Genomic DNA, 20,991 nt, shown 5'->3' with positions numbered 1-20,991 from the left:
CCTAGTCTGTTGCCCTCGCAGGTTTCTCACCAAGTCGCGATAGACAGCAATCAACCCGGCGACTTCCCCGATCTCTTTTCGTCGGCTGCCTTGAACAAGCTGAGTTGGTCGGCGTATGCCTTCTTGAATGCCGCCCTGTTGGTTACTCGGCTCACATATGCCTCGGTAACCGGCCGATCACCGAGTGAACGGACCTCGGCTATTCTCAGCACATCGGCCATCAGCAGGTCCGCCACCGTAAAGCGGTTGGCGGCCAACCACTCCCGTTCGCCAAGCACCCGCTCCATATGGTCGAGGCGCTGTTCCAACCATCCTGTCAACTTGTTATCCGGTTCGCCGGATATGGTCAGGAACCACCAGGGCACGCTCGCCATTTCGATCGAATTGAGCGCGGCGATCACCCATTGCAAGGTTTCCGCCGACCCACCAGGATCGGACGGCATCAACATCTCGCTCTTTCGCGCGATGTGAAGCAGCGCGGCTCCGCTTTCGAAGATCTTGATGCCGCCATCGTCAAGAAATGGAACCTGCCCAAAGGGCTGGCGATCGAGATGGTTGGTTGCGCGATCGTCGAACGCAATGGTGCGCACGTCGTAGGACAGACCGGCTTCCTCGCAAGCCCACCGCAGCCTCAAGTCCCGCACATAGCCCCGGGGACCCTCGGGCACCCAGTCCAGCGTCCAGATGGTCAAGTCGCTCGTCATGGACAGCTCACCCGCTAATTGAAGTAGTGACCCCTTATCATGCCGCCATCGGAGATAATCGTGAAGCAGGTTTTTTGAGACGCTCTTGCGCAGGATCAGGCCCTCCCTAGCCGCAACAGCCCTCGCCTGCCGAGGGCTGTTGCAGGACGAGATCAGAAGTCGATCGAAGCCGAAGCCTTGAAGGTGCGGGGCGTCCCCTGAAGCAGCTGGGTTCCGAACGAGCTGAAGGCCGAAGCCCAATAGCGCTTGTTGGCGACATTATCGACGTTGAAGCGCAGCGTCAGCGGACGATTCGCGACCAGCGCGACATAGCGCAGGCCGAGGTCGAAGCGGGTCCAATCCTCAAGCGTCAGCGAGTTGGCGCGGTTGGCGGCCTGCTCGCCAGTGTAGACCGCACGGCCCGTCACCGTCAGCTGACGCAGGAAGGGCAAGTCCCATTCGACATTGGCGTTGGCCAGAACATCCGGCACGCCGGGAGCATCGTTGCCTTCGTCCACACCATTGGCGGTGCGGCGCAACTTGGCGTCGTTGAGGGACAGGCCCGCGATGATGCGCAGGCCTTCAGCCGGTTCGCCATCGAACGTGAGTTCGATGCCACGGTTGCGCTGTTCGCCGAAATTGCCATATTCGGCAAAGCCGGAATTGGTGGCGTCGGCCCGATAGAAAGCGCTGGGCCGATCAATCTGGAAGACGGCAATTCCGGCGTTGAACCGGCCAAAGCTCAGCTTCCCGCCGACTTCATACTGAACCGATTTTGTCGGGGGAAGCACCTCGCCAGCGTTGGAGACCGGGATCGTGTTGCCATTCGGGTCGGTCGCGGCAAGTCCTGCCGTCGATCCCTGCGCTATGCCTTCGATCCGGTTGGCATAGAATGACAAGCCTTCTACTGGCTTTATGACCACGCCGACCACCGGCGTGACGGCATCCTTTTTATAGATGCCAGCGAGCGCGCCTCCAAAATAGGCGTAGGATTTCGTTTTGATCTGCTGAAGGCGCAAGCCACCCGTGATCAGCACGCGGTCATCCCAGAATCCCACGGTATCGGAAGCGAACATGCTGGCGGTCCGGATACGGCTGATCGGGAAGGGGTCGGTGATGTCGCCGAACTGAGCTCCGGGAACGGAAGCCGGACGGGCTACGGTAGGAGCGTCGTACAAATTGGTGGGAAACGATATCTGAGCGAAGTTTGAATCAAAGCCACCGAAAAAGTCGATGGCGTTGCGGTTCACCTGCCAGCTGATCTGTCCGCCGAAATTGACCTCATGGCTGATGCCACCGCCGTTCAGCTTGACCCGCAGCCCAGCGGTCGCGGATTCATTATTATCTGTGCGGGGGGTGTACGATCCCGTGCCATTCGCGGCCCCCGTGACTGAATCAAGCACGGTGATGCTCGACGTCACTTGATCTTCCCGCCCGTCGCGTGCGCCGACCCGCGCGTAGAGGAGGGCGTTTTCGGCGAGGTCATATTCGATGCTGAAAGCACCGAAAATGTCCCTTGTCTTGATCAGGCTCCAGGGTTGGGAATAATTGGCATCGGCCTGCGGCACGCGGGGGATGAACGTGCTGATTGCCACCTTCGGCCGCCAGTTCGATTGCCGCAGGCGCTGATAATTGACGTTCAGCGCCATGCGCAGCGGACCGCTGTTATAGTCGAGCGTGCCGCCAAGCACATAGCTGGAGTGAAACTCGTCATCGATCGCTATGTCGCCCCGACGCGCCGAACCGTTGATGCGCAGTCCCCATTCGTCATTGGCGCCAAACCGACGTGCGATGTCGAAGGCGCCGGAGAAGTGCGCGTTCGACGTATATCCCACCGTGGCTCGGCTGAGCATGCGATCGGCTTTTTTTGTTACCAGGTTGACGCTGCCGCCGATGCCCGAGCCGCCCGGCGCTGCGCCGTTGAGGAACGCGCTCGCGCCATTGATCACCTGCACCGAGGAAAACAGCTCCGGCGCAACGAGCTGGCGCGGCGTAATGCCGTACAAACCCTCGAAGCCGACATCATCCGAGGCGAGTTCGAAACCGCGAATGACGAAGATTTCGCCTGCGATGCCAAAGCCCAGGGTCGTGCGGATCGTCGGGTCGTTCTCCAGCACCTCGCCCAGCGAATCCGGCTGCTGGTTCAGGATGAGCGCTTCATTGTAGGACCGCACGTTGAACGGCACGTCGGACGCGGGCTTGTCGCCCCATATGCCGACATTGCCGCCGCGCACCACCGTGGTCTGGTTGGACTGCTGCGCCGTGACGATGATGCTGTCGCGCTCCTCGCTCCCTGCTTCCTGCGCCTGAGCCGGCGCTGTCGCAACGATAGCTGCCAAGGCCGATGCAGCCTGTAGCGCTACGCGAATATTCCTGTTCATCTGATATCCCCCAATGATTGATCATATATATTCAGGTGCGCCGGATCTTGATGGCCCAGGCGAACGAAAGCACCGGCGCGGCGAGGCCGAGCCAGGAAAGACCATCGCGCCAGCCATCGCCCGTGAGCGCGCTGACCAGCCCCGCAGAACTCAAGATGGCGATAGCCAAGGGCAGCGCGAAGACGCGGCGCAGAGACAGGCGGTGCTTCATTCGGCCGGAACCGCGAGGCCACCAGTTTCGACCTCCCGAACATGGGCGTCGGTGGATGTTCGCCGCTTGCCTAGCCAAAGATAAACGCCGGAGCCCAGTACGATCGTCGTGAAAAGCGTCAACAGCGCCCAGAGGATCTTGAGCGGCAGACCGCCATAGTCGCCGAAATGCAACGGCTGCGACAGCGAAAGCGCCTTGTTGTACCACGGCATCGGGCGGGAAGCGACGAACGCACCCGTTTCCGCATCGATCAGCGCGGGCGTCAAAAGCCGCTGCGTCAGCGGCGTGTCGCCCTGGAAGAAGACGGCATAATGTTGCTTGGAGCTGTAGCTGCCGCCAGGAAATGCAATGAACTGCGGATTGTTGCCCGGCAGCGCCTTGCGCGCCGCCGCCATCGCCTTGTCGATCGAACCATAGCGTGACGGCGGCACAGCGCCCTTGTGCGCATATTCGCGCGTCATCTCTGCCAGTTCAGTCCGCTGCCATAGCTGCATGATCGGCGTCGCCAGCGCGTTTATGACGCCGGTAGCGCCCACAACAATGGTCCAGGCTAAGGCGGTGATGCCGAGAAGATTATGATAATCGAGCCACTTCAACCGCGAAGAGCGCGAAGCCCGCACCGTGCCGAAGGGCAGCTTGCGCATGAAGGGCGCATACAGAACCACGCCGGAAACGATGGCGACCAGGAACAGTACGCCCATCGCGCCCAAGAAAAGCATGCCCGGCAGTCCCAAAAACATGTCCGTATGAAGCTGCAACAGGAAGTGCATCACGCCGCTTTCATCCACATGGCCGACCTGTTTCCCGGTCGAGCGATCCCACAATTGGATCGACATCGTGCCGGGCGCGGCGTCGGGGGCAGGGGCGGTGGTGACGGTCATCGATGGTTGATCATTGTCGAACGCCATGAACACCGGCACCTCGCCCGGCTTTTGCGCGAGAGCCTTGGCGAGGATGGTGTCGAGCGGAAGCAGGCCCGGCGCCTGTGTGGAAGACCCCACGCCCGGCATGCCGAGCGGCGGAGCGCTTTCCGTCAGCGGGTCGATCTCATCATGGAAGATCAGCGGCAGGCCAGTGACGCACAACATCATAAGGAACAGGGTGCAAATGAGGCTCGTCCACTTGTGGATCAGGAACCAACTGCGGATGGAATGGCTTGTCACGTCGGTTCCAGAAGAATGCGAACAACTCGCATTAGCCCTTAGCTCGCCTTCTTCGGTCGAGCAATCACATCCATGCGTCTGTTGCTACCTAGTAGCAGTTGTCCAAGCGGTGAGGTGGCGCATCAAGGTCGTTGGTTATGCGGCGTGGCCCGCATAGAATTCCCTCGCGAGCTAATGTGCGTAGATCATCTGGCGTGTCATGCCGCCATCGACAGTGATCTGCTGTCCGGCGATGCATCCCGCGCCGTCTGAGGCAAGAAAGGCCACCGTCGCCGCAATGTCCAGGGGTTCCGCGACATCTCGCTTCGCTGCAGGATGCACCCAGCTTAGCTTGTTGATGGACTCGCGCATATGGTCATGCTGCCGGTGGAAGGGCGCTGGACCATCGGCAGCGACTTCCAGCCGCCCTGTTGATAATGGTGATGAGATCGATCCCCGCCATCACGCGATGAGGCGCCCAGTGACACCGCCAGTCATGCACGGCGAAATTCTCAATTGCAGCGCGCTTGCAGGCGGTGGCGTGCTGGTTCTTGATCGGATTGCCGCCGGTTATCTTCGCCTTTCGAGTGTCCGAATAAGGTAGGCAGAACCGGTCGAGGAAGATGTAGCCTTTCAGCGGCCGTCCAACCCAATACCTCAGCCGAAGGCTTATATTTTGTTTGGCACAGCCAACGGTTCCGGTGAATGCCTTCTTCTCACAGACGGTGCGATTCTTGGCGGCGGTGGCGAGAGCCTGTACGCCAGGGAAGAGTTACGGCTTGATCGACTGGACCGCAGCGGAAAGCGGCATAACTTCAATACCACCTCCCAAAGGGTAAGGCTCAGACCCGGGATATACGAGGATCTTGCGGTCGGGCTGTAGATCATGGCAGGCGCTATGGAAACCGCGCTCGACCTTGGGCGACAGGCTGCGCTTGATTTCGAAAACCCAGAACAGGCCATCTGGGAACCGCAACAGAAGGTCGATCTCGGCTCCGGCAGAGGTTCGATAAAAATATGCTTCCGTGCCTTCCGGCGCTGCCGTCACAAGGTTCTCGATTACAAAGCCTTCCCAACTGGCGCCTGCAACAGGGTGTCCCAGAACGGCCTCCCGGTTCGCAAGGCCCAGGAGAGTGTGAACGAGCCCGCTATCCCGGACATAGATCCGGGGCGATTTGACCAGCCGCTTATTGCCGTTGCTGTGCCATGGGGCAAGGCGCCGAACGAGAAGCAGGTCGACAAGTAGGTCCAGATAGTTCGCAACTGTTTGGGATGTGACGCCAAGGCTGCGGCCAAATTCCGAGGCGTTCAGGAGACCGGACTGGTGATGGGCCAGCATCGTCCAAAACCGCCGAAGCGTTTCGGCGGGTATGCGCGGTCCCATCATGGGAATGTCGCGTTCAAGATAGGTCCGTATGAAGTCCTGCCGCCAACGCTGGCTGGCGCGATCGGAGTCGGCCAGATAACTGTCAGGGAAACCTCCCCGGATCCACAGATGTTCAATATCGTCTGAGGCTATTTCCAGTGCATTGAACGGTCCCATTTCCAGGTAACTGATCCGACCAGCAAGACTCTCGCCGGACTGTGCCAGCAGATCGATGGACGCCGAACCCAATAGCAAGAACCTGCCGGTCCTTACGCCATTGCGTCGGCCCCGGTCGATGAGCCCCCGTAGATTCTGAAAAAGGTCCGGCAGACGGTGAACCTCATCGAGGATGACCAGCTTGTCTTCGTGCGAACCGAGATAAAGTTCGGGTTCGGTTAGCTTCGCTCGGTCTGCATCGGATTCGAGGTCGAGGTAGATGGAAGGACGAATGTCCCCCACCTCCTGGGCAAGAGTGGTCTTGCCGACCTGTCGCGGTCCCAGCAGCGCTACTGCCGGAGCCTCGTCCAGCCTATCAATAAGTTCCTGCTTAATATGGCGTTCGATCATCCCTGCATAATTCAATTTATTTTTGAGATTTGCAAGGTTGCCCTGCCAAGGATAGCTCGCCCTTGAGGTGGCCACTGTCGAACATCGCTTCGGAAAAGGACATTCAATGCTTCGGGAAGTGCTTCTGGATGGTGCGGCTTCCGGCCCCCTCCGCCGGGCGATTCCAGATATTTCCGGGCCATCGTGATCCGTGACGCAACTCAAGGCGTTGTGACCGCGAGCCCGGTTTTGCCGCGCGCCAGGGCTCGAGCGAAGGTCGAGCATATACCAATGAAGCTGGCGTGTGGCCTTCAGCTTCATTGATGCGCCTAGGGCTTTCATCAGGCATTTGGCCGATCTTAGCGAGCTCATGAACTAGGCGCTGTCTGCATTCAGGGGATTCCCTTTTCTACTTAGTTCTGATTCAAGGTCGTCGAAGGAGACGATTTTTGAGCAGACGGACGCTGACGGACGAGCAATGGCGTCGGATTGAGGGCTATCTGCCTGGACGAGCTGGGACGCCGGGGCGGAGCGGGGTCGATAACCGTTTGTTCGTTGAAGCGATCCTTTGGATGGCGGGCAATGCGGCACATGGCGCGATCTGCCGGAGGCGTTTGGCAAATGGACCGCAGTTCATGCGCGCTTCCGCCGCTGGTCTCGTAATGGCGTATGGGAAGGTCTTTTCCATGCCATGGCCGATACGCCGGACTTTGAATATGTCATGATCGACAGCACGATCTCGAAGGTTCATGCCGACGCAGCGGGCGCCAAAGGGGGGCTGAAGCTGCCGCCATCGGTCGTTCACGCGGTGGACTGACGACCAAGCTGCACGCCGCCGTCGATGCGATCGGCTTGCCGCTGCGCATTCATCCAACGCCAGGACAATATGGCGACTGCCGCCTACGATGCCGATCCGCTACGCACCTTCATTGCTGATGACCTCGGCGCAACCGCCCAGATCAAGGCAAACCCCAGCCGGGCCACGGCCCCACCGATCGACTGGAAGCTCTACAAGGAGCGCCATCAGGTCGAATGCTTCTTCAACAAACTCAAACGTTTCAGAAGGATCGCTCTACGCTGCGAGAAAACTCTCGCCGCCTTCATGGGCTTCGTCCATCTCGCCTGTGCCATGATCTGGATACGATGAATGCAGACGGCGCCTAAGGGGGCTGACGGACTTTCCTGGGTATGACGCTTGGCATCCGTCTTTTTTGGCCGATCATTTGGCCGGTGTTCTCTGCGCTTCAATCGGTTTGGTGGCGTTGATATAATCTAAGATACTCGCGGGCAGAGCCACCCCGCGGCGCACCGAAATTCGCTCACGTCGCATGTGCTTCTATCTCCCCAAAGCCTACTTACTTGAAGCGTTTCGAGGCACCGCCCGACCTCTCATATAACTGCTGGACGAAGCCATCGTCTGATGCGAAAAGGATGGAGTAGACCCTGCGGCGTGCCCAAATCCTTCTCGTCTTGCGTAACCCGCTTCAACTCAGCTTATTGATAGATTCGCGCATGTGATCCACGCTGACACTGGAATAGCGCTGGACCATCCGCAGTGACTTCCAGCCGCCCATGTTCATGATGGTGATAAGGTCGATGCCCGCCATCACGCAGTGGGATGCCCAATGGTGGCGCCAGTCATGGACGGTGAAATCCTCGATGTCAGCGCGCTTGCAGGCGGTGGCGTGCTGGGTCCTGATCGGATTGCCGCCCGGGATCGCCGCCTTGCGCGTGTCCTGATAGGGTTTTCCGAAGCGGTTGAGGAAGACGTGGCCCTTGGTCGGCTGTCCTCGTTTTTTCCAGATCGGCCAGAGCACATCGAACAGGCGAGGATGCATGGGCACAGACTTGATGACTGCGTTCTTGCTGTGATTGAGCCGGATCGATCTTTCCTTCATGTCGATCCCATGGACGCCCCAGTGTATCTGCAAGGCTGTCTGGATACGTGGACCCTGGAAAGCCAACATGGTGATAATCGGCTGGATGTGGGGCGAATAGGCGGCGATCAGCCGATCGCGGTCTTCCTTGCTGAGGAAGCGGACCCGCTCATTGTTGAACGGGATCGCCTTGATCCGCAGCGGCGGAAGATCGTGCAGATCGTAATGGACATTGATCGCTGCCTGAAACACCGACCGATAACGATCCTGACCACCCGGGTCATGGCCGGTCAGGTAAGCGCGGCGAAAATGCTCCCATGCTTGTTTGGGTTCGCGCAGGCTGAAGTCGCCGATGATGCCATTCAGTTTGCCGATGCGCAGGATGTCGGACGCGCAAGGAGGCTTGGCCTTCGACAGATAGCTATCGAATGCGTCGGCGATGGTTCCTTGAGCGACGAGCGCAGCGGGACCGAACATGAGCTGGTGGCGCAGCTTCGTTTCATGTTCAGCCATCAGATGGGCCGCCGCATCGCGATCGGTTGTTCTCAGGCTGAACTCTTGGACCTCGATATGCTTGTCGCCAAGCGAGACCGAACCTCGAATATAGTAGATACCTTTCTTCCCACGGGTACGGATTGAAAGCATGTGATCTTTTCCAGTCGGATGTGATGTCGCGCCTCCGTCGCGCGGATTTACCCGCATTCCTGAAGGCGAGACACGCCATGTTTCGTGAAGGTGTGGCACATTCCGGTGCACGCACGGCGTCGGCCATGCTTGGCCGGGAAGGAGTGCCACTGGACCTTGAAGGGGCTTGTGCGGTTCGGGGGGAGCGCGGGCTCTATGGGCGCTGAAGGCAGTGCTTCGTCTTTTGCCTTCAGGTGAGATTGGCCGCGTTGCGACGACATGGCACCGTTTCGATGGCGTAATATGCGTCTCATGCGCAGCTGCAGAAACGACCTGTCCGTCGGTCGACCGCGGGGCATCACGCGGCTTTGCGCAAGCAGGTCCGGGAGGCACCAACGAATCGGGATTTCGCTGCGTTCGCCCGGCATTTTCATGCCCAGAATTTGCCCAAACAAGGTGGAATTTGCCCAAAATTTGCCCAGAAAAGTCGTGGGCACGGCAGGGCTCAACGCCTTCTTCAGGCAAACAAAAACCCCGCAAAACCGTTGGTTTTACGGGGTTTTCGATGGTGGGCGTGGCAAGGATTGAACTTGCGACCCCTGCGATGTCAACACAGTGCTCTACCACTGAGCTACACGCCCACGGGAGTTGCGCCAATAGCGGGGGGTGGTGGGGTGTGCAAGCGCGAAATTTGCTTAAAAGCTAATTCTCTGGACAGAGGGAGCGCAGCCCATATTGTGCGGGGAAAACAGGGGGCGCCGACGGCATGAAGGACATCCACAACGCGGCGGGCGGAGCGACGATGCCGCTGCCCTTTTACCGCCAGCTTTACGTGCAGGTGCTTGCCGCCATCGCGATCGGGGTCCTGATCGGCCATTTCTTCCCGCAAACGGGCGTTGCGCTCCAGCCACTCGGCGACGCCTTCATCAAGCTGGTGAAGATGATCATCGCGCCGGTCATCTTCCTCACCATCGTGACCGGCATCGCGGGCATGAAGGAGCTGGGCGCGATCGGGCGGGTGGCGGCAAAGGCCTTCGCTTACTTCCTCACCTTTTCCACCCTTGCGCTGATCGTCGGGCTGATCGTCGCCAATGTCGTGCATCCGGGCGCGGGGTTGAACATCGACCCGGCGACGCTCGACGCGGGCAAGGTCGCGGAATATCAGCAGCAGGCGCATGACCGGTCGCTCACCGGCTTCCTCATGGACATCATCCCCGCCACGCTGATCTCCGCCGTCGCGGATGGTCACAACATCCTTCAGGTGCTGTTCGTGGCCATATTGTTCGGCATCGCCCTGACCCTGATCGGTGAGAGGGCGGACCCGCTCATGCAGATACTGGAATCGGCCAGCCACGCCATTTTCAAGCTCGTGTCGATCCTGATGAAGGCCGCCCCTGCAGGCGCGCTTGGCGCCATGGCCTTCACCATCGGCAAATATGGCGTGGGCGCACTGGCGAACCTCGCGGAATTGGTCGCGACCTTCTACCTCACATCATTGTTGTTCGTGCTGGTCGTGCTGGGCCTTGTCGCCAAGCTGATCGGCTTCAATATCCTGCACCTCATCCGCTATCTGAAGGCGGAATTGCTGCTCGTCCTCGGCACATCTTCATCGGAAGCCGCACTCCCCAGTCTCATCGAGAAAATGGAGCGGGCAGGGTGCCGCAAGTCCGTGGTCGGGCTGGTGGTGCCGACAGGATACAGCTTCAACCTCGACGGCACGAACATCTACATGACCTTGGCGGCATTGTTCATAGCTCAGGCGACCAACGTCCATTTGAGCATCGGCGACCAGATCCTGCTGCTGCTGGTCGCCATGCTGTCCAGTAAGGGCGCGGCGGGCGTCACGGGCGCGGGCTTCATCACGCTCGCCGCCACGCTCTCGATCGTCCCGTCCGTGCCGGTCGCGGGCATGACCTTGATCCTCGGCGTCGATCGTTTCATGAGCGAATGCCGCAGCCTCACCAACTTCGTTGGCAATGCAGTCGCGACGGTGGTCGTGTCGGCGTGGGAGAGGGGGCTCGACCGCGATCGATTCGCGGCTGCCATGGCAGGACAAGCACTGCCTCCGACCCCCGACATGGAAGAAGTCGTTCCCGGCTAAGCGGCTTTCAGTTCAGCTCGCTCAAGCTGGTGCTGCCGAAGAGCCGGTCGATCTCCAGCACCAGATCGCGCAGGTGGAACGGCTTGGACAGCACCTTCGCCTGAGGCACCGCTTTACCGGCCTTCAACGTCACGGCGGCAAAGCCCGTGATGAACATGATCCGCATGTCGGGTGCGACCGTGGCCGCATGCTGGGCAAGTTCGATGCCGTCCATCTCGGGCATGACGATGTCGGTCAGCAACAGGTCGAAATGATCGTCGTCGATATGCGGCACGGCCTGCGCGCCGGTGGCGACCGCCACCACCTCATATCCCGACCGCTCCAGCGCGCGGGCGAGATAGACGCGCATGCTGTCATCATCCTCGGCCAGCAAAATTCGAACCATCGCTTGGATCAATCTCGTCTCTGGCCGGTGTCGGCCGATCTCGTGCGGCACCCCTCGCGGGTGGCGCTGTATGCCATTATATGCGACAACCAGCATATATATCCAGCCGGGTAACCATTTTTGCCGCGCCCTGTGGAAGGAGATGATTTGAGCTATCCCGCACCGCGCGCTCCGGCCCAATCCACAGCCTCTCATGATCTTTACGGACCGGATCGGCCGATCGCTCCGGTGGTTATTTCGGTGCCCCATGCCGGGCGCGAATATGCCCCCGCTCTGCTGGGCACCGCCAGAGTCGCGCCGGACATATTGCGGCGGCTGGAGGATCGCTGGGCCGACCTGCTTGCTCATCCGTTGATTGAGCGAGGCTATCATGTGCTTGTCGCGCGCGCCCCGCGTGCGATGATCGACCTCAATCGCCATGAACGGGAAATCGATCCCGCGATGGTGACGGGCCTGCCCCGCGACGTCCCCCTTCAGAGCAGCGCGAAGCTGCGCGGCGGCCTTGGCCTTCTACCCCGGCGCCTGCCGGGCGCCTATGAACTGTGGCAGCGGCCGGTAGGGTGGGACGAAGTCCGTCGGCGGATCGACACGATCCATCGGCCCTACCATGACACATTGACCCGCATGATGCGGGCGGCGCGGGAAGTCCATGGCCACGCCGTGCTGATCGATCTCCATTCGATGCCGCCGCTCCCCGCTGCTGCTGCCGGACAGCCTGCGCCCAGCGTGGTGCTCGGGGATCGCTTCGGCCGGGCTGCGTCGGCGCGGCTCATGACGCTGGCGGCCGATGTGCTGGAGGGGCATGGGCTGACGGTGGCGCAGAATCATCCCTATGCGGGCGACCATATGATCGAACGCCATGGGCATCCGGCCCATGACTTCTACGCTTTGCAGGTGGAGGTCGACCGCAGCCTCTATCTCGATGCCGCGCTGGACAATCCCGGCCCCGGCCTGCCAAGGGTTCAGTTGGCCATCAGATCCTTGATCGACGCGCTGGCCAGCGAAGCGCCACGCGCCGCCTATCCGCTCGCCGCTGAATAGGCAGATATGCAAAAGGCCGGAGTGCTACCTGCACCCCGGCCTTCGCTTGATACCGCTATGCGCGCATCATTCCAGATGCTGATCAGGCAGCGCGTGCGTGGGCCTTGAACCCCAAAGGGCATAGAAGAGGATGTAGAGTTCGCAGACGGCCGTCAGCAGGAAGCTGTTCTGCAGGCCATAATTGTCGGCCAGCCATCCCTGTACCACCACCAGCGACCCGCCAGCGATCGCCATGATCAGCAGTCCCGATCCTTCCTCGGTCAGCGGCCCCAGGCCACGGATACCCAGGGTGAAGATGGTCGGGAACATGATCGAATGGCCCAGGCCTACCAGGATCAACGCCCACATGGCGACCGGCCCGTGGCTGAAGACCGCGACAAGCATCACGATGAACGACCCGGTCGCGAAGGCCGCCAGCACCTTGCCCGCGTCCACCTTCTGCATGATCGCCGATCCCACGAAACGGCCGACCATCATGCCGCCCCACAGGAAGCTCAGATAGCGGCCTGCCTGTTCATGGGTCAGGTTGGCGATGTCAGGCTGGCTGACAAAGTTCACGAAAAGGTTGGCGACGCCGATTTCCGCGATCAGGTAAATGAAGATGGCGGGGACGCCGAACACCAGGTTGCGATGCGCCCAGAGCGAGTGGTTCTTGCGGTCCTTCTTCGCCAGACGCGCGGTGGACGAACCCATGGCGGGCAGCGGAAAGCGGGCGATCACGACCGCCAGGACCAGCAGGACCGCGGCAACCAGACCATAAGGAAGGATAACCGATTGCGCATCCGCCAGCCGTTCCGCCTGGGTCAGGACGATGTCCGCGCTCGACGTGCCGCCCTTTGAACGGCCAAGGATCAGATAGGCGCCGAACAGTGGCGCGAGCATCGTACCGGCCGAGTTCATCGCCTGCACCAGATTGAGGCGCGAAGAGGCCGTCTCTGGCTTGCCGACGACCGCCACATAGGGATTTGCGGCCACCTGCAACAGCGTGATGCCGCTGGCGATGATGAACAGCATGGTTAGCGTGACGCCATAGGATGGCAGGCTGGCCGCCAGCATCATGCCCAATGATCCCGCCGCCATGATCAGCAGCCCGATCACGAGCGACTTTTGATAGCCGACGCGTTCGATCAGCTTGGCCGAGGGGATGGATGCCACGAAATAGGCGATGAACCAGACGGACTCGATCAACGTTGTCTGGGTATAGTTCAGTTCGAACACGCTGCGCAGATGCGGCAGCAACGTGTTGTTGATGACGGTGATAAAGCCCCACATGAAGAACAGGCTAGCCAGCAGCGTCAGGGCAGGCCCGTACCGGGTGGCGGGGTGGTCGCCAGCCGTCAGAGTGGCTGATGATGAGGGAGGTGCAGGCATTCATCTTCTCCAACAGGCGCCAACAGGCTTGTGCTGCTTCAATTTGTCCGAGTATATAGCTGCCGGTCGGGCGTCAATATACCCCGGCGGTAAGGGGATCGTATGCAGAGGGGCTGGATCAGCCATGCTTTTCGAACATTGCCGTCCTATTATTTTGCGTGTCTGATGGCAAGCACGTCAGCATGGGCGGGTGAAGCCAGCCGCGCTCCCGCAGGCCAGCTTCCAGACGGCACGGCGGTCGAAGCGATCACGCTTTCCAACGATCATGGCGTTTCGGCTCGCATCCTCACCTATGGCGCGACCTTGCAGTCATTCAGCGGGCCGGATCGTGACGGCAAGCAGGCCGATATACTGCTCGGCTATGATGATCTGGCAGGTTATCTGGCCCGGCCCGATTACTTTGGCGGGACCGTCGGCCGCTATGCCAACCGTATCGGGCATGGCCGGTTCACTCTGGATGGTCAGACCTACCAGCTGCCCCTCAATGACAATGGCAATACGTTGCACGGCGGCGGCAAGGGGTTCGACAAGCAGGTCTGGAAGGTGGTGTCGGTTCGCCGCGAACCACGGCCCGAAGTCGTCCTCTCCTACAGCAGCCCGGACGGGGAGGCGGGCTATCCTGGCCAGCTTGACACCCGCATCAGCTACGCACTGGACGAAAGCGGCGGCCTGACCATCAGTTTCGAGGCGAAGGCGAGCAAGCCCACGATCGTCAACCTCACCAACCATGCCATATTCAATCTGGCGGGCGAGGGCGCACCGGGCGGCGCCCTTGGCCATTTGCTGACGATACCCGCCAAAGCCTACACGCCCGTCGATGCGGGCCTCATTCCCACCGGCGAGATCAGGCCGGTCGCGGGAACGCCGTTCGACTTCCGCGTCCCTCGCCGCGTCGATGATGCCGTGCGCGACGGCAGGGATCAGCAAATCAGTTTCGGGCGGGGCTATGATCATAATTGGGTGCTGGACAAGGGGCAGACGGCGACGCCGGAACTGGCTGCGCGTCTTGAGGACCCTGGGTCAGGACGCGTGCTTGAAGTGCTGAGCACGGAACCTGGACTTCAATTCTACTCCGGCAATTTTCTCGACGGGACATTCCTTGGTAAAAACAGTCATCTCTATCGCATGGGCGACGGCTTCGCGCTTGAGCCGCAGAATTTCCCTGACGCGCCCAACCATGCAAACTTCCCTTCGGCTCGGGTCGATCCCGGAAAGCCCTATCGCCACGTCATGATCTATCGCCTCTCGGTAAAGCGCTGACCCATGGCGCAATGGCAACTCATCAAGCGCGATATGCGCGACATGCTGGGCGAGGGCACTCTCTGGTCCGCGCGCGACAATGCGGTTTATTGGACCGACATCATCGCCCCCGCGCTCAATCGCCTGTCGCTGACGGATGGCCGCATCGACCGGTGGGTCATGCCGGAGCCGATCGGCTGGGTTGCCGAGCGGCAGGGCGGCGGCTTCATTGCCGGATTGCAGAGCGGTTTTGCGCGGCTCTCCCTCCATCCGCTGACGATCGAGCCGTTCGGCGACCCTGAACAGCATTTGCCCGGCAACCGCATGAACGATGGCAAGGCGGATGCCGAAGGACGCATCTGGTGCGGCACGATGGACATGGCGGAGGAGGAGGCTAGCGGGGCCTTCTACAGGCTGGACCCGGATGGCCGCTGGACGCAGATGGACAGCGGCTATCGCGTGCCCAACGGCCCTGCCTTTTCCCCTTGCGGCAACTGGCTTTATCACACCGACAGCGCACGCCGAATCGTCTACCGCTTCGCCCGCAGCGAAGGCGGCGGCCTTTCCGCGCGAGAAATCTTCATCCAGTTCGGCGACGCGGACGGCTATCCCGACGGCATGACCGTGGATGCTGAGGGGCACCTATGGATCGCACATTGGGGCGGCAGCCGCATCAGCCGCTTCACCCCGGATGGAAAGCTGGACCGCGCCATCGCCTTGCCCGCGCAGCAGGTGACGAACATCTGCTTTGCAGGTGCCGCGCTGGATCGCATGTTCGTGAGTTCGGCGGCCGTCGGATTGCCCGACAGCGACTATGATGGCGGCCTATTTGAGGTCGATGCCGGCGTGAAGGGCATGCCGACGCCGCTCTACGCAGGCTAGGCAGCTGGCGGCGCGGAACTTTCCCGCCGCACCAACTCGAAATCGAACTGCGGCGCCTTGGCGGGCCGGTTGATCAGCGCGTCGATCACGGCCGCGCCCATCTGCGCCAGCGGTTGCCGCACGGTCGTGAGCGGCGGCCAGGCGGTCGCGCTGGCGGGCGTGTCGTCGAACCCCACCACCGAAAGATCATCCGGCACCCTCAGGCCCCGCTGCCGCGCCAGTTGCAGAACGCCCAGCGCCATGTCGTCGTTGGTCGCAAAGATCGCGGTCGGCGGCTTGGCCAGGCCCAACAGCATCTCGCCCGCCGCGATCCCCGACGGATAGTCGAACCCGCCCTCGACGAACAATTCACGCTCCTCCGCCAGCCCCGCTGCCGCCAGCCCCTCGCGAAACCCATCGACCCGATGCGTCGCCGCCTCGTGGCCGGACGGCGGCGTGATGACGCCGATCCGGCGATGACCCAGGCCAAGCAGATGATCGGCCACCATCCGTCCGGCAGCCCATTCCGGCGTCACGATATTCAGGCTCTGCGCCCCATTCGGCCCCGCTATCCGGGCGCAGGGCAGCTTCTTGCGGGCCAGCCATTCCAGCACGGCGGGATCGTCGGACAGCGGCGGCGCCAGGAATACGCCATCCGGACGCAGCGCCGCCGCAAGCCCCTCCAATATGTCGAACCGCTCCTCACCCGCCAGCGGGATCAGCTCGACCACCAGATGATAGCCCAGTTCCCGGCACCGGTTGACGGCGCCTGCCTGAATGCCGCTGATGTAGCTTGCCACCGGATTATTGTAGAGGAAAGCGATCATGAACGACCGACCGCCAGCCAGCCTCCGCGCGGACTGGTTCGGGCGATAGTCCAGCTCCGCTATCGCCGCGGTCACCCGTTCCCGCAGTTCCTCGCTGACATTGGGCGCCTTGTTGACCACGCGCGAGACCGTCTTGATCGACACGCGCGCCAGTGCCGCCACGTCATGGATGCTGGCCATGAAAATCCCGGCGAATTGCGCCCAATCCTGTGTGACAGCCCCATTGCATCTTTCCGGCCTTGGCACGGAAATGCCGCCCAGCACAAGGCTGAGGCGCACGGAGCCAAGGATCGCGCCGGATTTCGGCTTCCAAGGCAAAAAGGGACTTGATCGATCACGTCAAATGTCTAAAGAAAGACAGCGTTGTCATTCTCTGAATGGCGATGAGGTCATCCCGGACGGCTACGGGCTAACTGCACGAGCACGCGGCTGTCCGGGATGCGCTTTCCCTTTATCATCGAAACCTAGGCGGGCATCTGGCGCAGACGATCCATGCCACTATGCTGCCTCCCGGCCATTTTGCGGAACGACGCGAATCGCTCGTTCTGCCCCGGCGTAATCATAACCGATTGCTCGCCTTCCCGACCTGACCTTCATCAACCCCTGATTATGCAACAAGGGTTAAGAGCTTTTCACCTTCTTCCGGGCATTCGGGTGGTTGGCGGTTCAAAAACAAAGCGTTATGCTGCACCGGCCCATTTCCCGAAGGCTGTTCTATTGGACATGTTGCTGCCTGCTCAAGACGCTCCTCACCGATGGACGCCATTGTTCGCGGCAGCGGAGCGTCTGGCGAACGCCCGTTCGCTGGAGGACGTGGTGGAAGTCGTGCGGACGGCGGCGCGGGTCATCGCGGGGGCGCAGGGCATCACGGTCGTGCTGGCGGACGGCGATGACTGCCTCTACGTCGCCGAAGATGCGGTCGAACCGCTGTGGAAGGGGCAAAGATTCCCGCGTTCGGCCTGTGTTTCCGGCTGGGTGATGGCGCATGGGGAGGCGGCGGTCATCCCCGATATTTTCGCCGACGCGCGCGTTCCCCATCATCTGTACGCGGACACCTTCGTCCGCAGCATGGTGATGACGCCGGTCGACACCGGATCGCAGCCGATGGCGATTGGTGCCTATTGGTCGCGGGCAAATGCGCCGGACGATTTTTCGGTCGAATTGCTCGGCCAGCTTGCCCGGCTTGTTGGGGCCGCCGTGCGCAACGTGTCGTTGCAGACCTCGTTCGAGATCATCAATCGCATAGGCGCCGCCGTCGCTGCCGAGCCGAATCTGGACATAGTCGTTCAGACGATCACCGACGCCGCCGTGGAACTGACCGGCGCTGAATTTGGCGCCTTTTTCTATAATCTGATCGATCAGCACGGTGAGAGCTACATGCTCTACAGCCTTTCGGGCGTTCCAAGGGAAGCATTCGCCGACTTTCCCATGCCGCGCAACACGGCCGTTTTCGCGCCCACGTTCCTGGGGGAGGGCATCGTCCGGTCCGACAATATACGGCAGGACGCCCGTTACGGCCACAACGCCCCGCACAAGGGCATGCCGCCCGGTCACTTGCCCGTCACCAGCTATCTCGCTGTGCCGGTCATCTCGCAAAGCGGCGAAGTGCAGGGCGGCCTCTTTTTCGGTCATCATCTGCCCGGTCGCTTCACCGCCGAACATGAAAAGATCATGGCCGGTGTAGCCGGGCACGCGTCGATCGCCATCGACAATGCCCGCCTCCACCATAAGGCGCAGCGGGAAATCGCGGCGCGAACGGTGGCGGAAGGAGAATTGCGCCAGCTGAACGCCACACTGGAACAGCGGATCGAACAGCGTACCGAGCAGATCCGCGCCGCCTTCCGCGAACTGGAACAAAGCGAGCGGCGCTTCGGCCTGTTGGTTCAGGGCGTGACCGATTACGCCATGTGCATGCTGGATGCGAACGGCACGATCACCAACTGGAATGCCGGGGCGGAACGGATCAAGGGCTATACAGCCCATGAAATCGTCGGGCGGCACTTCTCCTGCTTCTACACTGATCCGGACCAGCAAGCGGGCATGCCAGTTCGCACCCTTCAGGTTGCGGCCAGCGCCGGGCGGTTTGAGGCTGAAGGCTGGCGGGTGCGCAAGGACGGGTCCGAATTCTGGGCCAGTATCATCGTCGACGCCATTCATGACGATCAGGGCCGTCTGATCGGCTTTGCAAAGGTGACGCGCGACCTCACCGAAAAGCGGGCGGTCGAGGAACAGCTGCGTCAGGCGCAGAAGATGGAGGCGGTGGGACAACTCACCGGCGGCATCGCGCATGATTTCAACAATCTGCTGACCGTCATCAACGGCAATATCGAATTGGCGCAGCGCAATCTGGAAAAGGGAACGGACCCGGCCAAGATCAGCCGGGCGATCGCCAATGCGCGGCAGGGGGCGGAGCGTGCGGCGTCGCTCACCCAGCGGCTGCTCGCCTTTTCCCGGCGGCAACCCTTGTCGCCCAAGCCGCTGTACCTGGACCGGGTGGTGGACGGACTTTCGGACCTGCTGAAGCGGGCCTTGGGCGAACTTATCGAGCTGAAAACGGTGAGCGGCCCGCATCTATGGCTGGTAGAGGCCGACCCCAACCAGATCGAAAGTACGCTGCTGAACCTCGCGGTCAATGCCCGCGATGCCATGGCGGACGGCGGGACTCTGACGATCGAAACCGGCAACGCGCATCTGGACAGCGGCTATGCCGCCGCTTGCGGCGATGTGACGCCCGGCAATTATGTGATGGTTGCGGTCAGCGATACCGGCACGGGCATGGCGCCCCTCGTGCTGACGCGCATCTTCGAACCCTTTTTCACCACCAAGGAAATCGGCCGGGGCACGGGGCTCGGCCTCAGTCAGGTCTACGGTTTCGTCAAGCAGTCGGGCGGCCATGTCGAAGTGCTGTCGAAACAGGGGCAGGGGACCACGGTAAAAATCTACCTGCCGCGCTTTATCGGAGAGGCGGATGAGGCGCAGGATGAAAAGGCCGCCCCGCACGACCTGTCAGCCAATGGCGAAACCATATTGGTGGTCGAAGATGACGATGGCGTGCGCGCCTATTCCGTCGAGACTCTGCGCGAACTTGGCTACCGGGCTCTGGAGGCAGCCGACGGCAATGCTGCACTGCGTCTGATCGAAGCGGAGGATCAGCCGATCGACCTGCTTTTCACCGATGTGGTTATGCCGGGAATGTCCGGCAAGGAGTTGAGCGAAAAGGCCCGCATATTAAGGCCTGATCTCAAGATCCTCTATACCAGCGGCTACACACGCGATGGCTTCCTGCGCGACGGAAAGCTGGACCCGGACATCTCCCTGCTCGCAAAACCGTTCACATTACAGGAACTGGCAAGCCGCCTACGCGACCTGATCGATCAAAGCTGATTGGTTGGCATGCTAATCCGGCCCTCCAAAAGCGCACAGCAATGCGTCGTCATCCCAGCGAAAGCTGGGATCTCAGGAGGTGCAGCGCCATCTCGCCCCAGATCCCAGCCTTCGCTGGGATGACGGAAGTTTGCAAAAGCTCACGATCGCAAAAATGCAGTTGGCGCTCCCGATAGCGCCTATCCAGAACCCATCCCCGGCCCGGAAAGCGCAACATCCATATCCGCAAGCGCCAGCCGCAGCAGCTCCGCCATCGCCAATCGCGCCTCGTTCGCATCCTGCGAGGCGATCGCATCGAACACCGCGCGATGATCCGCGAAAGGATCGCGCGGCGACGACTTCTTCCGCTGCTTGAATGTCGTGGTCCAGCTGACCGCCGCGCCCACCGAACTTGCCAGCGCAGCCAGAGCGTCATTTTGCGTCGCGGCAAGGATGGCGTGGTGAAAACGCTGGTCGGCCGCGCGCCCTTCTTCGGACGAAAGGCCATGATCGCGCATGCTCATCAGCGCCTGTTCCATGGCAAAAAGCTGCGCATCCGTGCGCCGTCGCGCTGCCAGTTCCGCCGCTGCCGGTTCGATCACGCCACGCAATTCAAACAGATCGCGGACGAAGTCCGGGTCGGGTTCTCCCGCGAACATCCAGGCGAGCATTTCGGGGTCCAGCACATTCCAGCGGCTGCGCGGCAAGACGCGGGTGCCCGCCTTGGGTCGGCTTTCCAGCATGCCCTTGGCCACCAGAATGCGCACCGCTTCCCGATAGGCGGTGCGGGACACGCCCAGCCGTTCGGCGGCCTCGATCTCGCCGTCGAAAACGTCGCCGGGCTTATGGACTCCCGCGACGATGGCTGTGCCCAACTGCCGGGCGATGGCCTGATGGATGCGAAGCCCGCCTTCCTCATGTCCGAACTTCCGTTCAGCTGGATGCCGGTCTTCCCTCCCCAATGCCATGCTCC

Annotated in this window: 16 protein-coding genes, 1 tRNA gene and 1 pseudogene; 6 read left to right on the top strand and 12 right to left on the bottom strand. The window is 61.3% G+C overall.

Features of this window, described 5'->3' with window-relative positions; all coding sequences use genetic code 11:
- Positions 1 to 50 precede the first annotated feature (50 nt).
- The 6 genes from ACZ5YV_RS07765 to ACZ5YV_RS07740 all read right to left on the bottom strand — a co-directional run bounded on the left by ACZ5YV_RS07765 (position 51) and on the right by ACZ5YV_RS07740 (position 6,650).
- The gene (locus ACZ5YV_RS07765) at positions 51 to 704 is read right to left on the bottom strand and encodes a glutathione S-transferase family protein (protein WP_464787114.1); all 654 of its coding nucleotides are present in this window, start codon (positions 702 to 704) and stop codon (positions 51 to 53) included.
- Between the two features lie 152 nt (positions 705 to 856).
- A complete protein-coding gene (locus tag ACZ5YV_RS07760) occupies positions 857 to 3,064 on the bottom strand; it encodes a TonB-dependent receptor (RefSeq protein WP_464787113.1) in 2,208 nt (735 codons plus the stop codon).
- 31 nt (positions 3,065 to 3,095) lie between these two features.
- Positions 3,096 to 3,275 (bottom strand): hypothetical protein, encoded by a 180-nt coding sequence (locus ACZ5YV_RS07755; protein ID WP_464787112.1) that lies wholly within the window; start codon positions 3,273 to 3,275, stop codon positions 3,096 to 3,098.
- Positions 3,272 to 4,438 (bottom strand): PepSY-associated TM helix domain-containing protein, encoded by a 1,167-nt coding sequence (locus ACZ5YV_RS07750; RefSeq protein ID WP_464787111.1) that lies wholly within the window; start codon positions 4,436 to 4,438, stop codon positions 3,272 to 3,274. Before ACZ5YV_RS07750 ends, ACZ5YV_RS07755 begins: the two co-directional genes overlap by 4 nt.
- Positions 4,439 to 4,609: 171 nt before the next feature.
- Entirely contained in the window at positions 4,610 to 4,789 is a 180-nt protein-coding gene (locus ACZ5YV_RS07745; protein WP_464787110.1) for an SDR family oxidoreductase, read from the bottom strand.
- A gap of 400 nt (positions 4,790 to 5,189) precedes the next feature.
- Positions 5,190 to 6,650 carry an ATP-binding protein gene (locus tag ACZ5YV_RS07740; protein ID WP_464787109.1) on the bottom strand — a complete coding sequence of 487 codons (1,461 nt, stop codon included), beginning with the start codon at positions 6,648 to 6,650 and terminating at the stop codon, positions 5,190 to 5,192.
- A 128-nt stretch (positions 6,651 to 6,778) separates the two neighbouring features.
- On the opposite strand from ACZ5YV_RS07740, the pseudogene ACZ5YV_RS07735 reads away from it, so the two are divergent.
- A pseudogene (locus tag ACZ5YV_RS07735) lies at positions 6,779 to 7,476 on the top strand (IS5 family transposase).
- Positions 7,477 to 7,813: 337 nt separating this feature from the next.
- Here ACZ5YV_RS07735 and ACZ5YV_RS07730 read toward each other — a convergent pair.
- On the bottom strand, positions 7,814 to 8,851 hold the full coding sequence (locus ACZ5YV_RS07730) for a tyrosine-type recombinase/integrase (RefSeq protein WP_464787108.1): 1,038 nt from the start codon (positions 8,849 to 8,851) through the stop codon (positions 7,814 to 7,816).
- Between the two features lie 545 nt (positions 8,852 to 9,396).
- Positions 9,397 to 9,471 (bottom strand) — tRNA-Val (locus ACZ5YV_RS07725).
- A 125-nt stretch (positions 9,472 to 9,596) separates the two neighbouring features.
- Here ACZ5YV_RS07725 and ACZ5YV_RS07720 point away from each other — a divergent pair.
- The gene (locus ACZ5YV_RS07720) at positions 9,597 to 10,931 is read left to right on the top strand and encodes a dicarboxylate/amino acid:cation symporter (protein ID WP_464787107.1); all 1,335 of its coding nucleotides are present in this window, start codon (positions 9,597 to 9,599) and stop codon (positions 10,929 to 10,931) included.
- Positions 10,932 to 10,938: 7 nt separating this feature from the next.
- On the opposite strand, the gene cpdR is transcribed toward ACZ5YV_RS07720, so the two are convergent.
- Complete coding sequence (cpdR, locus tag ACZ5YV_RS07715) at positions 10,939 to 11,316, bottom strand: cell cycle two-component system response regulator CpdR (protein ID WP_464787106.1); 378 nt, start codon at positions 11,314 to 11,316, stop codon at positions 10,939 to 10,941.
- A 147-nt stretch (positions 11,317 to 11,463) separates the two neighbouring features.
- On the opposite strand from cpdR, the gene ACZ5YV_RS07710 reads away from it, so the two are divergent.
- Positions 11,464 to 12,357, top strand: coding sequence for an N-formylglutamate amidohydrolase (locus ACZ5YV_RS07710; RefSeq protein WP_464787105.1), 894 nt, complete (start codon positions 11,464 to 11,466; stop codon positions 12,355 to 12,357).
- A 66-nt stretch (positions 12,358 to 12,423) separates the two neighbouring features.
- On the opposite strand, the gene ACZ5YV_RS07705 is transcribed toward ACZ5YV_RS07710, so the two are convergent.
- Complete coding sequence (locus ACZ5YV_RS07705) at positions 12,424 to 13,728, bottom strand: sugar MFS transporter (protein ID WP_464787104.1); 1,305 nt, start codon at positions 13,726 to 13,728, stop codon at positions 12,424 to 12,426.
- Between the two features lie 165 nt (positions 13,729 to 13,893).
- Here ACZ5YV_RS07705 and ACZ5YV_RS07700 point away from each other — a divergent pair, with 165 nt between their 5' ends.
- Positions 13,894 to 14,988: an aldose epimerase family protein gene (locus ACZ5YV_RS07700; RefSeq protein ID WP_464787103.1), complete on the top strand. Its 1,095-nt coding sequence runs from the start codon at positions 13,894 to 13,896 to the stop codon at positions 14,986 to 14,988.
- Positions 14,989 to 14,991: 3 nt separating this feature from the next.
- Entirely contained in the window at positions 14,992 to 15,849 is an 858-nt protein-coding gene (locus ACZ5YV_RS07695; protein WP_464787102.1) for an SMP-30/gluconolactonase/LRE family protein, read from the top strand.
- On the opposite strand, the gene ACZ5YV_RS07690 is transcribed toward ACZ5YV_RS07695, so the two are convergent.
- The gene (locus ACZ5YV_RS07690) at positions 15,846 to 16,835 is read right to left on the bottom strand and encodes a LacI family DNA-binding transcriptional regulator (protein ID WP_464789176.1); all 990 of its coding nucleotides are present in this window, start codon (positions 16,833 to 16,835) and stop codon (positions 15,846 to 15,848) included. The two genes, ACZ5YV_RS07695 and ACZ5YV_RS07690, sit on opposite strands and share 4 nt — an antisense overlap.
- Positions 16,836 to 17,378: 543 nt before the next feature.
- Here ACZ5YV_RS07690 and ACZ5YV_RS07685 point away from each other — a divergent pair.
- Complete coding sequence (locus tag ACZ5YV_RS07685) at positions 17,379 to 20,039, top strand: GAF domain-containing hybrid sensor histidine kinase/response regulator (protein ID WP_464787101.1); 2,661 nt, start codon at positions 17,379 to 17,381, stop codon at positions 20,037 to 20,039.
- Positions 20,040 to 20,218: 179 nt separating this feature from the next.
- Here ACZ5YV_RS07685 and ACZ5YV_RS07680 read toward each other — a convergent pair whose 3' ends face one another.
- Entirely contained in the window at positions 20,219 to 20,986 is a 768-nt protein-coding gene (locus tag ACZ5YV_RS07680; RefSeq protein WP_464787100.1) for a FadR/GntR family transcriptional regulator, read from the bottom strand.
- Between the last annotated feature and the right edge of the window lie 5 nt (positions 20,987 to 20,991).

The sequence above is a fragment of the Sphingobium sp. TomTYG46 genome (assembly GCF_055396345.1).
The sequence above is the reverse complement of the archived record's forward strand: the minus strand, read 5'-3'. Positions and strand labels throughout refer to the sequence as shown.

What these genes read in the sequence shown, in the direction of transcription:
- ACZ5YV_RS07765 (WP_464787114.1), bottom strand. Translation starts at nt 704, where the DNA reads ATGACGAGCGACTTGACCATCTGGACGCTGGACTGGGTGCCCGAGGGT.
- ACZ5YV_RS07740 (WP_464787109.1), bottom strand. Translation starts at nt 6,650, where the DNA reads ATGAAGCTGAAGGCCACACGCCAGCTTCATTGGTATATGCTCGACCTT.
- cpdR (WP_464787106.1), bottom strand. Translation starts at nt 11,316, where the DNA reads ATGGTTCGAATTTTGCTGGCCGAGGATGATGACAGCATGCGCGTCTAT.
- ACZ5YV_RS07690 (WP_464789176.1), bottom strand. Translation starts at nt 16,835, where the DNA reads ATGGCCAGCATCCATGACGTGGCGGCACTGGCGCGCGTGTCGATCAAG.
- ACZ5YV_RS07695 (WP_464787102.1), top strand. Translation starts at nt 14,992, where the DNA reads ATGGCGCAATGGCAACTCATCAAGCGCGATATGCGCGACATGCTGGGC.
- ACZ5YV_RS07760 (WP_464787113.1), bottom strand. Translation starts at nt 3,064, where the DNA reads ATGAACAGGAATATTCGCGTAGCGCTACAGGCTGCATCGGCCTTGGCA.
- ACZ5YV_RS07755 (WP_464787112.1), bottom strand. Translation starts at nt 3,275, where the DNA reads ATGAAGCACCGCCTGTCTCTGCGCCGCGTCTTCGCGCTGCCCTTGGCT.
- ACZ5YV_RS07700 (WP_464787103.1), top strand. Translation starts at nt 13,894, where the DNA reads ATGGCAAGCACGTCAGCATGGGCGGGTGAAGCCAGCCGCGCTCCCGCA.
- ACZ5YV_RS07680 (WP_464787100.1), bottom strand. Translation starts at nt 20,986, where the DNA reads ATGGCATTGGGGAGGGAAGACCGGCATCCAGCTGAACGGAAGTTCGGA.
- ACZ5YV_RS07730 (WP_464787108.1), bottom strand. Translation starts at nt 8,851, where the DNA reads ATGCTTTCAATCCGTACCCGTGGGAAGAAAGGTATCTACTATATTCGA.
- ACZ5YV_RS07720 (WP_464787107.1), top strand. Translation starts at nt 9,597, where the DNA reads ATGAAGGACATCCACAACGCGGCGGGCGGAGCGACGATGCCGCTGCCC.
- ACZ5YV_RS07745 (WP_464787110.1), bottom strand. Translation starts at nt 4,789, where the DNA reads ATGCGCGAGTCCATCAACAAGCTAAGCTGGGTGCATCCTGCAGCGAAG.
- ACZ5YV_RS07705 (WP_464787104.1), bottom strand. Translation starts at nt 13,728, where the DNA reads ATGCCTGCACCTCCCTCATCATCAGCCACTCTGACGGCTGGCGACCAC.
- ACZ5YV_RS07685 (WP_464787101.1), top strand. Translation starts at nt 17,379, where the DNA reads ATGTTGCTGCCTGCTCAAGACGCTCCTCACCGATGGACGCCATTGTTC.